The organism is Rhizobium sp. UFLA01-1127, assembly GCF_059803845.1.
In genome coordinates, this window is sequence record NZ_JAUQTZ010000178.1 from 1 (window position 1) to 11349 (window position 11349).

The 11349-nt window shown below is 60.5% G+C and carries 14 protein-coding genes; 7 read left to right on the plus strand and 7 right to left on the minus strand.

Annotated elements, in window-relative coordinates:
* Positions 1-820: nicotinate-nucleotide--dimethylbenzimidazole phosphoribosyltransferase (locus Q4Q11_RS28565; RefSeq protein WP_498571582.1), on the minus strand; the 820-nt coding region annotated here is incomplete at its 3' end.
* A gap of 127 nt (positions 821-947) precedes the next feature.
* On the opposite strand from Q4Q11_RS28565, the gene Q4Q11_RS28570 reads away from it, so the two are divergent.
* The 4 genes from Q4Q11_RS28570 (at position 948) to Q4Q11_RS28585 (ending at position 3674) form a co-directional block, all read left to right on the plus strand.
* Entirely contained in the window at positions 948-1724 is a 777-nt protein-coding gene (locus Q4Q11_RS28570) for an adenosylcobinamide-GDP ribazoletransferase (protein ID WP_112509235.1), read from the plus strand.
* Between the two features lie 19 nt (positions 1725-1743).
* Positions 1744-1965, plus strand: coding sequence for a DUF1289 domain-containing protein (locus Q4Q11_RS28575; protein WP_112509233.1), 222 nt, complete (start codon positions 1744-1746; stop codon positions 1963-1965).
* A complete protein-coding gene (locus Q4Q11_RS28580; RefSeq protein ID WP_112509230.1) occupies positions 1962-2663 on the plus strand; it encodes a retropepsin-like aspartic protease family protein in 702 nt (233 codons plus the stop codon). The genes Q4Q11_RS28575 and Q4Q11_RS28580 overlap by 4 nt, the downstream gene beginning before the upstream one ends.
* 105 nt (positions 2664-2768) lie before the next feature.
* Positions 2769-3674 carry a DMT family transporter gene (locus Q4Q11_RS28585; protein WP_498571583.1) on the plus strand — a complete coding sequence of 302 codons (906 nt, stop codon included), beginning with the start codon at positions 2769-2771 and terminating at the stop codon, positions 3672-3674.
* Positions 3675-3704: 30 nt separating this feature from the next.
* On the opposite strand, the gene Q4Q11_RS28590 is transcribed toward Q4Q11_RS28585, so the two are convergent.
* The 6 genes from Q4Q11_RS28590 to Q4Q11_RS28615 all read right to left on the minus strand — a co-directional run bounded on the left by Q4Q11_RS28590 (position 3705) and on the right by Q4Q11_RS28615 (position 9359).
* Positions 3705-4235 carry a GNAT family N-acetyltransferase gene (locus tag Q4Q11_RS28590; RefSeq protein ID WP_113217201.1) on the minus strand — a complete coding sequence of 177 codons (531 nt, stop codon included), beginning with the start codon at positions 4233-4235 and terminating at the stop codon, positions 3705-3707.
* A complete protein-coding gene (locus Q4Q11_RS28595; RefSeq protein WP_498571584.1) occupies positions 4232-5563 on the minus strand; it encodes a bifunctional folylpolyglutamate synthase/dihydrofolate synthase in 1332 nt (443 codons plus the stop codon). The genes Q4Q11_RS28590 and Q4Q11_RS28595 overlap by 4 nt, the downstream gene beginning before the upstream one ends.
* 175 nt (positions 5564-5738) lie before the next feature.
* Complete coding sequence (locus Q4Q11_RS28600; RefSeq protein ID WP_112509221.1) at positions 5739-6500, minus strand: ABC transporter permease; 762 nt, start codon at positions 6498-6500, stop codon at positions 5739-5741.
* On the minus strand, positions 6497-7423 hold the full coding sequence (locus Q4Q11_RS28605) for an ABC transporter ATP-binding protein (RefSeq protein ID WP_112509218.1): 927 nt from the start codon (positions 7421-7423) through the stop codon (positions 6497-6499). Before Q4Q11_RS28605 ends, Q4Q11_RS28600 begins: the two co-directional genes overlap by 4 nt.
* A 382-nt stretch (positions 7424-7805) precedes the next feature.
* Positions 7806-8060, minus strand: a complete 255-nt coding sequence (locus Q4Q11_RS28610; protein WP_113223663.1) for a hypothetical protein — start codon at positions 8058-8060, stop codon at positions 7806-7808.
* A gap of 108 nt (positions 8061-8168) precedes the next feature.
* The gene (locus Q4Q11_RS28615; protein ID WP_112509214.1) at positions 8169-9359 is read right to left on the minus strand and encodes an extensin-like domain-containing protein; all 1191 of its coding nucleotides are present in this window, start codon (positions 9357-9359) and stop codon (positions 8169-8171) included.
* A 245-nt stretch (positions 9360-9604) separates the two neighbouring features.
* Here Q4Q11_RS28615 and Q4Q11_RS28620 point away from each other — a divergent pair, with 245 nt between their 5' ends.
* From Q4Q11_RS28620 to Q4Q11_RS28630, 3 genes are all read left to right on the plus strand, one after another.
* Complete coding sequence (locus tag Q4Q11_RS28620) at positions 9605-9994, plus strand: acyl-CoA thioesterase (RefSeq protein WP_092716191.1); 390 nt, start codon at positions 9605-9607, stop codon at positions 9992-9994.
* A gap of 4 nt (positions 9995-9998) precedes the next feature.
* Entirely contained in the window at positions 9999-10589 is a 591-nt protein-coding gene (locus tag Q4Q11_RS28625; protein ID WP_112509210.1) for a hypothetical protein, read from the plus strand.
* A 120-nt stretch (positions 10590-10709) separates the two neighbouring features.
* Positions 10710-11349 (plus strand): tetratricopeptide repeat protein (locus tag Q4Q11_RS28630; protein ID WP_498571585.1); only part of this gene is annotated, 640 nt, incomplete at its 3' end.

An 11349-nucleotide genomic window follows, 5' to 3' on the forward strand; every position in this document is an offset into this window, starting at 1 on the left:
GGCAATGATCGAGCGCAGAGGGATTGGCGGCCTTCAGAATGGAGGCGGCAGCGGTCGCGACATAACCGTCGATGATCACCGGGATGCGTTCCATGCGTGCGGCAAGGATGGCTCCGGCCATGGCGGCAATCTCGCGGCCGCCGAGGCGGCGCAGGATTTCCAGCGGATCGGAGAGATGATCGCGGTGCAGTGCCACCGCCTTCTCGACGGCGGCGATCTTGCGCTTCAGCATCTCGCCTTCCGAACCGGTGCCGGGGCCGACCCAGTCTTCAGCCTTGCCGCCATAAAGAGCGTAGTGAATGGCTGCAGCGATCGTGGTGTTGCCGATACCCATTTCGCCGACGCAAAGCAGATCCGTACCGCCGGCAATCGCCTCCATGCCGAAGGCCATGGTGGCTGCACAGTCGCGCTCCGTCAGCGCCGGCTCTTCGGTGATGTCGCCCGTGGGAAAATCAAGCGCCAGGTCGAAGACCTTGAGACCGAGATCATATGCAACGCAGATTTGGTTGATCGCCGCGCCGCCCGCGGCGAAGTTCTCCACCATCTGCTGCGTGACGGAAGGCGGAAACGGCGTAATTCCCTGCTTGGTGACACCATGATTGCCGGCAAAGATCGCCACCAGCGGCCGGGTTACGGCCGGGGCGCGGCCGGTCCAGGCGGCTAGCCAGAAAGCGATTTCCTCGAGCCTGCCGAGCGCACCCGGCGGTTTGGTGAGCTGCGCATCACGCTCGCGCGCTGCCACAAGCGCCCGGGCATCCGGGCCTGGCAGATCGCGCAGCAATGCGCGGAAATCGTCGAATGGGAGGCCGCTGACGCTCATGAATGCGTTCCTTGTCTTTTCGTCTCAAATCGGGTTCTTTGCGTGCGACTCTATTAATCTTCGGAATCGGCGCAAACAACTCCAAAAGCGCCCGATACTGTCGTGCGTATGGCGGGGAGAGGAAGAAATGCGGGAATATATGCGCGACATCGCACGCGCCGTCGCCTTTCTCAGCCGTATTTCGGTGTCGCCATCCTTCTTCGAAGGCTATGACGGCAAGCTCTCGCATGTGTCCCGCACCTTCCCCCTTGCCGGCCTGCTGATCGTCGTACCCGCCGCGCTGACTTTCGGTGTGCTGCTGGATCTCAAGGCCGATCCGTTGATGGCGGCGCTGCTGACACTCGTCGTGCAGACGGTCACGACCGGCGCGCTTCATGAGGACGGGCTGAGCGATACCGCCGACGGGCTCGGAGGCGGTAAGGACCGCGACCGCGCCCTTGAAATCATGAAGGATAGCCGCATCGGCACCTATGGCGCAGCCGCGCTCATCCTGTCCTTCGGCCTGCGCGGCGCGGCGCTGGCCGCCCTCGCCCGCCACCTGCCGCCTTTCGACTGCGCGATTGCCCTTCTCGCAACCGCCGCATTGAGCCGCGGCGCCATGGTCTGGCACTGGTATGCCCTTCCACCCGCCAAACCTGACGGAGTAGCCGCGTCCGCAGGCAAGCCGGATGGCGATGCCATGCAACTGGCTTTGATTACCGCACTCGGCCTTGCCGTGCTGCTCATAGGTCCTGTCCTCAGCGTTGCAGCACTGGTCGCCTGCCTCCTGGCAACCAGTGCCGCGACACTTCTTGCGACCAGATACGTGCAGCAAAAACTGTCCGGCCACACTGGCGATACGATCGGCGCGACGCAACAGATTTGCGAGATCGCTTCCCTGTGTACTCTTGTCATGTGCGTTTGAAGCATCGATATATGATCTCATGCTGACACCTTGCATCCTTGTCTGCTCCATCGACCAAGCGACCGGCTATTGCTTCGGCTGCGGCCGCACATCGGCGGAGATCGGCGCGTGGATGAACTACAGTGACGACCAGCGCCGCCAGATCATGGAAACGCTTCCCGAACGCCTGACGAAGGTCGAACGCAAGCCGCGCAGGGAAACCCGCCGTCAAAGAATGGCACGGGAGCGCAGCGCCGTATGAACCGCCTGAACATCGTTCTCGCCATTCTCGGCATCGGCCTCGCACTGCTCATCTTCAACAACAATGGCGGCACCACCTTCGGCATGCACAACGACGATTTCGCACGCGTCGTCTATCTTGTGCCGATCGCTGTGATGATGAGCGCAGCGGTCTGGGCAAGCCGCCATACCGTCAGCCAGTCGATCCGCAATCTTCTGATCTGGTTCGTCATCATCATGGCGCTCGCGACCGCCTATATCTATCGCCAGGATGCCGAGCAGGTCGGCAATCGCGTCTTCGCAGGCTTGATGCCCGGCCATGCCGTCGTCGTCACCACAAGTGAAGGCGGCCAGGAAGTCATCCTCCACAAGCGCTCGAACGGCCATTTCGAGGCGCGGGTCAAAATCAATGGCCAGCCGATCGACATGCTGATCGATACCGGCGCCAGTACCATCGCTCTTTCGCCTGAAGACGCCGAACGCGTCGGCATCATTCCGGAAAACCTCACCTATTCCATGACAGTGCTGACTGCGAACGGTCGAGCCCGCGCGGCCCCCGTGGAACTCGGCTCGGTGGCGATCGGCCCGATCAAGCGGAGGGATGTCGAGGCGAGCGTAGCCGAAGCCGGCAAGCTCGATCAAAGCCTTCTCGGCATGAGCTTTCTCGAAACCCTGGGATCGATGCAGATGCAGACCGACGAGCTTCGGCTGCGGGATTGAAGGAAACGAACGGCCGTATTCGATAGTTCGGCTCGGACCGAAGCATTCGCCGGTGCCTTCACTCTAAAAGACGGGCATATCCGAACACAGGAAGAGTGAGACATCATGGCGCCCGCAAGAATCAATATATCGACCGAACTGCTGCTTCTCCTTGCACTTGCAACCTGCTGGGGCGCCTCCTATACCTTCATCCGCGTCGGGGTAGCGACCATTCCGCCGATCACGCTGATCGCCGCGCGTACCATGATCGCCGGTCTCGTTCTGCTCGCGATCATCCGCTGGCGTGGCCTGAGCCTGCCGAAAGACGCAGCCACTTGGAAGCGTTTTCTCATTCAATCCTGCCTCAACAGCGCCATTCCCTTCACGCTGATCGCCTGGGCGGAACAGACCGTCGATGCTGGTCTCGCGACCATATTGAATTCGACGACACCGATCTTCACCTTCCTGATCGCTGCTTTCGTGCTGCGCAGCGAGCCGATGTCGGGGCGCAAGCTTTTCGGCGTAAGTGCCGGCATGGCGGGGATTTGCCTGATCATCGGCCTCGATGCGCTGAATGGCATGGGCCGTCAGTCGCTGCCGCAGCTCGCCGTCGTTGCAGCATCGGTCTGCTATGCATGCGCGGCCCTGTTCGGCCGCAATTTCAAAGGGTTGGATTCGATGATGCCGGCGGCAGGCTCGTTGCTTTGCGGTGCTGCTCTCCTGATCCCCGCCAGTCTGATTGTCGAGCACCCCTGGCAGATTGCGCCATCCACGACTTCGATTCTGGCGCTCCTCGGCCTGTCCGTCGTTTCAACCGCCCTCGCCTTCAGCATCTACTTTCGGCTCATTCAAACCCTCGGTTCGGTCGGCACGACCGCGCAGGCCTATCTGCGCGTCCCGATCGGCGTCGGCATCGGCGTCGCCTTGCTCGGCGAACCTCTGTCTCCGACGGCAGCCGTCGGCCTCGTCTGCGTCGTGGCAGGTGTCATGGCCATGACCATCGCACCGCGCAAGCGGATCGCAGCCGGATAAAATCAATCCAGGTCGGCTCGCGTGCGCGGATCAGATCGGAAGGGATAAGTCGTCCCATGCGAAAATGAGATTGTCGGAACGCCAGATCGGCCCTGGATCGGTATACTGGCCGATCAATCGCCCTCCGAGCGCCCGATAGAAGGCGATGGCGGGTTCGTTACCGGCGACGACCCCGAGTGCCGCACCCGAATATCCCATGGATGCAAGCTGCTCCATCATTGCCCGCATCAGCCGGCGGCCAAGTCCCTGACGCTTGACGGAGGGATCGACATAGAGCGACTTGATCTCACCGCGTGCCCCGAATGCCGGCTCGGACGGCGCCGCAGTCGCACCGATGCCGACGAGCCGGTCACCCTGCTTGGCCAGAAGCACCCGCTGATCTCCATGCGGATTGGCCAGAATATCGGCCCATCGCACACGGCGGAAATCTTCATCAAGGACACGATATACCTCGGCAGGCGCAAGATCGCGATAGGTGTCGCACCAGACCGCGCGATGCAGCCTGGCAATGTCGGCGACATCTTCGGCGAGAGCTGGCCCGATCGAGATTTCCCTGGTCATTTCGCATTTCCGATAACGGTGCCGCGCAGCGCACCGACGAGATAGAGCGAACCGGTGACAAGCATCCAGCCGCCCCGCGCGGCAGCCGCCGCGACGGCCCGATCCAGCGCCTTGTGCGGGTCGGGCTCGACTTCGCAAGCCATCCCCATGGACGTCCCAAGCGCTTCCAACTCGCTCGCGGCATGCGCGCGACCGGAACCGGATGCTTCGGTAAACACCGCATAGGAAACATATCGGGATAGGACTTCCAGAAAGCCCATTGCATCCTTGTCGGAGGCCAGTGCGGCGATGACGACACAATCGCCGCCGATGCCGGGCGAGCGCGTGATATCGCGCAGGACAGCCTCGATATTGAACGGCACATGCGCGCCGTCCATCACCAACGGCAAGGTCTGACGTCCGTGCCGCAGCGCCGGCGGCAGCACGAAGTCAAAGCGTTCCATCCGGCCCGGCAGATGTGCCCTCGCGATCACCGCCGGTTCGAGCAGCCACGCACCGATGGGCCGGGCCTTTGCGCCCTCCTCCTGCACGCCCTCGCCCTGTCGACCAAGGTGATCGAACACCAGACCGACCAGCGAAATGTTCGTTTCCGCAATCGTTGCATCTTCGGGAAGATCTGTTCGAAGCACGTCGCAGCCAAGTTCATCGGCCCTTTGCTGCAAGATCCGTCCCGCGGCGTCGCCAGCGGCAAGCGTGGTGGCGAGCGTCGCGCCGGGCTTCAATATGCCGACCTTCTCCCGCGCGATCGCCTCGCGCGTACCCCCGAGAATCTCCGTATGCTCGAGGCCGATATTGATGACGATGGCCACTTCGCCGAAAACCACGTTCGTCGAGTCCAGCCTGCCGCCGAGCCCGACCTCGACCACGACCCAGTTCAAACCGGCATCTCTGAAGACGACGAAGGCGGCGGCAGTTATCACGTCGAACCAGGTAGCGTCCTCCCCGGCAGTCGCCGCCTGCTTTGCGCCCTCATAGCTGTCCAGCACCTGCATGATCGCCTGTGCCAGCGCATCGTCCTCGACCTCATGACCGAGAACGCTGATACGTTCGTTCACACGGTCGACATGCGGCGACGCATAGCGGCCAACCTGCCAGCCGGCCCGCAGCAATCCGGCCTCGAGAAGCGCCGACACCGACCCCTTGCCCTTGGTGCCGGCGACATGAATGGCACGAAAGCTCAGATGCGGATTACCCAGGCGCTGCATGAGGTCGAGCATCGGCTCGAGACCGACCCGCATCTCCCCGCGCGGCTTGCGCTCCCAATTGGTCAATTGATCGAGCCGGGAAAGTGCTTGGGATAGCGAAGGATTGGGATCAGCCTGCGACATTGGATGCTTTCTAGGACGTGTGTTGCGGCAGCAAAAGCCGCGGGCTTCCTGCATAATTCCTTAAATCGGCATCGATTTAAGGATAAAATTATGCAGTGAATTTAAAGTACTACAGCGACCTTTGCACGTCATATATGACGCGCGGCGCTGTAGACCCGCCAGCCCGGCATCGCCGTCAGTTCCGCAACCGATAACCGGTTTTGAAAATCCATCCAAGGATGACCAGGCAGATGACGAGGAAAAGCGTGATCATGGCCAGGCTCAGCGCCGGATTGACATCGGCGATGCCGTAGAAGCTCCAGCGGAAGCCACTGACGAGATAGAGGACCGGATTGAGGTGGCTGACGGCCTGCCAGAAAGGCGGCAGCATGTTGATCGAATAGAAGCTGCCGCCAAGGAAGGTCAGCGGCGGCACGACCAGCATCGGGATGAGGTTCAGCTGCTCGAAATTCCCGGCCCATATGCCGATCATGAAGCCGAACAGGCTGAAGGTTACGGCCGTCAGCACGAAGAAAAGGATCATCATGAACGGATGCTCGATCCTGATATCGACGAAGAAGCTCGCGGTCGCCAGGATGATCAGGCCGATCAGCATCCCCTTGGTCGCCGCCGCGCCGACATAGCCGAGAACGATCTCGGCCATGGCGACGGGTGCCGACAGCACCTCGTAGATCGTGCCCGTGAATTTCGGGAAATAGATGCCGAAGGAGCCGTTGCTGATGCACTGGCCAAGCAGGGTCAGCATGATCAGGCCGGGTGTGATGAACGCCCCATAGGAGACACCCTCGACCAGATTGATGCGCGAACCGATCGCCGCACCGAAGACGATGAAATAGAGTGACGTGGAAATGACCGGCGAAACGACGCTCTGGAGCAGAGTGCGGCGCGTGCGGGCCATTTCGAAAGCGTAGATGGATTTGACCGCTTCGAAGTTCATTTGCCTGCCTCCACCAGCGAGACGAAAATATCCTCGAGCGAACTTTGACGCGTCGAGAGATCCTTGAAGTGAATTCCCTGCTCGGCCAGCTTCGACAGCAGAGCCGCGATGCTCGACTGCTCGTTTTGGGCATCGAAATCATAGATCAGCGTCAGACCGCTCGGTCCGAGCGAAAGCCCATTGCCTTCGAGACGGTGCGGGACGGCGTCCAGCGGCTCGTTCAAATCGAGGATGAGCTGCTTGCGCCCGAGCTTGGCCATTAGTGCCTTCTTCTCCTCCACCAGCAGCAGCTCGCCGCCATTGATGACGCCGACGCGATCGGCAGCTTCCTCGGCCTCCTCGATGTAATGCGTCGTCAGAATGATCGTGACGCCGGACGCGCGCAGACGTTCGACCACATGCCACATGTCCTTTCGCAGCGTCACATCGACGCCAGCCGTCGGCTCGTCGAGGAAAAGTATCTCCGGTTCGTGCGAGAGCGCCTTGGCGATCAATACACGCCGCTTCATGCCGCCGGAAAGCTGGCGAAGCATGTTGTCCTTCTTCTCCCAGAGCGAAAGATCGCGCAGGATTTTCTCGATATGTTCAGGGTTCGGCTTCTTGCCGTGCAGCCCGCGCGAGAAGCTCACCGTATTCCAGACCGTTTCGAACTGATCGGTCGTCAGCTCCTGCGGCACGAGGCCGATCATGCTGCGCGTAGCGCGGAAATCGCGCACGACGTCATGCCCGCCGACCGTCACCGAGCCGCTGCTCGGGTTGGCGATCCCGCAGACGATGGAAATCAATGTCGTCTTGCCAGCACCATTCGGCCCGAGCAGCGCCAGGATTTCACCCCGCTCGATATCGAGATCGACACCTTTCAGTGCCTGAAATCCGTTGGAGTATGTTTTCCTAAGATTGCGAATCGAAATGATCGGAGCCATGGTCAGGCAAATTCCGGCTTTTGTGATGAATTTCGCGGCGTTTGCCCGCTATATAACCGGTTTTAAGCTTTGACCACCCCGAGACGACGAAACACAGCGTTCGCTTAACCCAAATAAGCTGTCATCAAATCGTGACCTTGGTCGGGCATATAGCTCCTTAGGTGAGCAACGTTTGTCGCAACTCCGCCCAACGCCTCTTGGCGACACCGTTAGCGCCTGCTGTATTGGCCGATTTATTGCCCTCGCATTCATATTGCATGCATCATTGCAACATGAAGTTCTTTTCTGGAGCAGGCAAGGACCCCCGTCGTTGCCATGCGCCACTCAAGCCGGCCTAGCCGGCTTTTCTTTTTTTGCCGGCTTACGATCCGAAGAGCGAAGGTCACCAGCTGCCGTTCACGCCGCAGCCCGCCGGCGGCAGGGTCTTGTGCTCGAAGCGAGCCTTCAGCATTTCGCAGCCCTTGTCGCGGATGGGGCCGGGCATCATGGAGTTGAGGCCGATGCCGACCTCATCGAACGGATCGTCGGCATAGGCGACATAGGCATACCAGCGGCCGCCGATGACGATGACGATAGCGATCAGTGCGGCGGCGAGCGCTCTTCCCAGGCTTTTCTTTCGTCTCGGCACGTCTTCCATGAAACCCTCTTATGCTCTCGGACAGCCCACTTAAAGCGCGATTCACCCAGATAGGTAAATCAGCTTCTCCGTTCGGCAAGGATGGATGCTGTTCCGGCGAAACGCCAATCACAGGCTGCAATAGCGCCGGCCGCCCTTCCGATCCCTGAGATCGAAGTGGAAATGGTTCCAATGTTCCGGATTGCTGCCCGGCCCGAGCACCGTATCGAAATAGCGGCAGCTGTCGCTGCGCACCGCCTTGAGCAGCGCACCTTCCCTGAAGGAAAAGAGGCCCTTTCTGCGTATGTCGATCACGTGGCCGTTCTTCAGGACGAAGGTGCCGACGTCGATCGCGTTGCCGTGAGCGTGCTCCGACATCGGATTATAGCGTTGCCGGCTATTGTTCATGCGTCGGCAGGAATAGCCGCCGAGCGGAACGATCGTGCCGATGCCGGACCAGTAGCGCGTGCGCGCTGCCGGAGCGAGCTCGTTCTTCACCCATTTGGCAAAGGCGAGCGTCACTTGACAGTTCAGTGTGACTGCCGGCCTGACGGCGATGTTGCCGGAGAGACCACCGAGCGAAATCGGATAAGGAACCTGGCATGCCGGACCGTTCGATATGGCCGGCCTATCCGTATAGACGACGCCCAGGCGCCGCAGCTCCTGACGGCAGGCGATTTCCGAAGGCGGCATCATGCCGGGCGTCGATTGCGGCGCCTCGAACTGCTGATCGAGGCGCGGTATCGGATTTTCGACGCGCGGCAGCATTGCGACCTGCGTTCCCGGCAGCGACCTTGGTATCCGCGATTGGTTGAGTTCGGCCTGTGCGGCCGGGCGCTGAAGAGTGGAGCGGTTGGTCTGCACCGGCGCGTCGGTGCCGATGCCGTCGACCACAGGCTGATCGGACTGACCTTCGGCAATATTCTGCTGTTCTTCCTGTGCCAATCCGACCACCGATCCGGACTGAGCCTCCTCACTCGGGCCGACGCCGAGCTCGGCATCCATGTTGACGCCTTGAGACGGAATGTTCGATTGCTGCGCCAGACCGGATTCGACGTCGGAAGTGGTCACAGCCTCGCCGGTTCCCGTGGAGCGAACAGGGCCGCCGTTGTAATTGCTCGAAGCAGAAACGACGGGGTCCCGAACGCCCTGATAGGCGAATTGTCGCTGCTGCACGCTCCGATACGGCTTGATGGAGCCGACGCGCGAGGAACTGTCGATGCTGGAGGGCGGCAAGAGACTGTCTGCCGTACAGGCGACCAGCGCCGACGACAATAGCAATGGCAGCGCGACCCGCCGCAGAATGGGTAAGATGGCCATAGTCCTGATCCGCTGCCCCAGCCACGGTCGGTAACGGTTACAAATCCTAAATGGGAAGGGTGAACGAATGCTTACCGCAGCCGATCGCAATGGTTCGGATCGGTTCCATGCGGACGGGCGGAACGCATGAAGCAATGCTCCCAGCCCACAAGACGTCTCCACGGAAACGCCGGCAAGGCTTTTCCATCCTATCCGGATTGCATAGGTTAAGTTTTGGAATCGGGCCGTGAAACAGGAGCAGATGAATGAACGACAGCGTCAAACCGAGAGGTGAGCTGACATTGCGCACGCTTGCCATGCCCGCCGACGCCAATCCTGCCGGCGATATTTTCGGCGGCTGGGTCATGGCGCAGATGGACTTGGCAAGCGGCATTCGCGCTGCCGAACGCGCGCGCGGCCGCGTAGTGACGGCCGCGGTCAAGGAGATGGCGTTCGAACTGCCGGTCAAGATCGGCGACACGCTGAGCGTCTTCACCGATATCGAACGTGTCGGTCGCACCTCGATCACCCTGAGCGTCGAAGCATGGGCGCACCGTGCCCGTTATAACAGCCTTGAGAAAGTCACGGCGGCGACGTTCATCATGGTCGCGCTCGATGAAAACGGCTTGCCGAAGGCTGTACCAGAGGAGAGCTGACGCGATGGATTCCGCGCACACACCGGAGGTCTACGTCTATATCAGGACGGTCATGAGCATGGTGATCGGCCTTTCGCTCGCCCAGCTCCTGACCCGGCTTGCCGGCTTCGTGCAATCGCCGGGCAAGAACAAGATATACATGGTCCACATCGGCTGGGTGTTGTCCATGTTCCTCTTCATCATCCATTTCTGGTGGTGGGAATACCGGCTGCAATCCGTCGCGCAGATCAGTTTCGGCGTCTATCTCTTTCTCATCTGCTTCTGCTGCCTCTTTTACTTCCTCTGCGTATTGCTGAATCCGCCGTCTGTGGAGGACTATGGCGGCTTCGAGGAATATTTCATCTCCCGCCGTCACTGGTTCTTCGGCCTGCTTGCCGTCACCTACGCCGTCGACCTCGTGGACACGATGCTGAAGGGAGAGGCCTATTTTCGATCTCTCGGCTGGGAATATCCGGCGCGCAATATCGTCTACATCATCCTTTGCATCATTGCCTCGATCACCGCCAACCGGCGTTTCCAGGCAGCATTCGTGGTCATAGGGCTGATCTACCAGATCACATGGATCTTCCGCCTCTACGACGTGCTTCCTGGATAGGGATCACATGGCTTGGGGAGAACCGCTGCGATTCGATGCGCTGCGATCCTTGACCAAGACATCGCCATATTGTTCAGATCGATTGCCGTCTGCGACGCAGATTTTGGGGGGACTCTGGCCTTGAAGACAAAGAGCTATGCATTGGGATTGGCGCTTGCTCTTTCGCTGCCCTGGCTTGCTCATGCCGAGGATCCTGCCCCGGGACCGGCCAATACCACGATCGACCTGAAATATTGGGTGGAGTTCGCAAAGCAAGGCAATCCGGCAGCACAATACGGTCTCGGCTATCGCTATGCCAATGGCCAGGGCGTGGAGCAGGATGATGCCCAGGCCGTCGATTGGTATCGGAAATCGGCAGAGCAAGGCAATGCGCAGGCGCAATATGCGCTGGCCTATATGTATGCCAGCGGTCGCGGCGTCGATGCGGATCTGAAAAAGGCGAACGACTGGTATCTGAAGGCGGCGCAACGTGGCAATGCAGACGCCCAATACGCCATCGGCTATTCCTTTGCGAATGGCCGGGGCATGAATGTCGACCGGGAAGAGGCCGTCACTTGGTACCAGAAAGCCGCGGCCCAGGATCAGGCACAGGCGCAATATGCACTTGGTTACATGTATGCCAACGGCCTCGGCGTCCATCAGGACAAGGCGATCGCGCTTGGCTGGTATCGCAAAGCAGCCGATCAGGGCCGGTCCGACGCCCAGTATGCGGTCGGGTACATGTACGACAGCGGCCAGGGCACGGAAGAAGATCAGGAAC

Bases quoted from the DNA above. Each gene is read 5' to 3' on its own strand.
- Q4Q11_RS28570 (WP_112509235.1), top strand. From the start codon at position 948: ATGCGGGAATATATGCGCGACATCGCACGCGCCGTCGCCTTTCTCAGC.
- Q4Q11_RS28575 (WP_112509233.1), top strand. From the start codon at position 1,744: ATGCTGACACCTTGCATCCTTGTCTGCTCCATCGACCAAGCGACCGGC.
- Q4Q11_RS28580 (WP_112509230.1), top strand. From the start codon at position 1,962: ATGAACCGCCTGAACATCGTTCTCGCCATTCTCGGCATCGGCCTCGCA.
- Q4Q11_RS28585 (WP_498571583.1), top strand. From the start codon at position 2,769: ATGGCGCCCGCAAGAATCAATATATCGACCGAACTGCTGCTTCTCCTT.
- Q4Q11_RS28590 (WP_113217201.1), bottom strand. From the start codon at position 4,235: ATGACCAGGGAAATCTCGATCGGGCCAGCTCTCGCCGAAGATGTCGCC.
- Q4Q11_RS28595 (WP_498571584.1), bottom strand. From the start codon at position 5,563: ATGTCGCAGGCTGATCCCAATCCTTCGCTATCCCAAGCACTTTCCCGG.
- Q4Q11_RS28600 (WP_112509221.1), bottom strand. From the start codon at position 6,500: ATGAACTTCGAAGCGGTCAAATCCATCTACGCTTTCGAAATGGCCCGC.
- Q4Q11_RS28605 (WP_112509218.1), bottom strand. From the start codon at position 7,423: ATGGCTCCGATCATTTCGATTCGCAATCTTAGGAAAACATACTCCAAC.
- Q4Q11_RS28610 (WP_113223663.1), bottom strand. From the start codon at position 8,060: ATGGAAGACGTGCCGAGACGAAAGAAAAGCCTGGGAAGAGCGCTCGCC.
- Q4Q11_RS28615 (WP_112509214.1), bottom strand. From the start codon at position 9,359: ATGGCCATCTTACCCATTCTGCGGCGGGTCGCGCTGCCATTGCTATTG.
- Q4Q11_RS28620 (WP_092716191.1), top strand. From the start codon at position 9,605: ATGAACGACAGCGTCAAACCGAGAGGTGAGCTGACATTGCGCACGCTT.
- Q4Q11_RS28625 (WP_112509210.1), top strand. From the start codon at position 9,999: ATGGATTCCGCGCACACACCGGAGGTCTACGTCTATATCAGGACGGTC.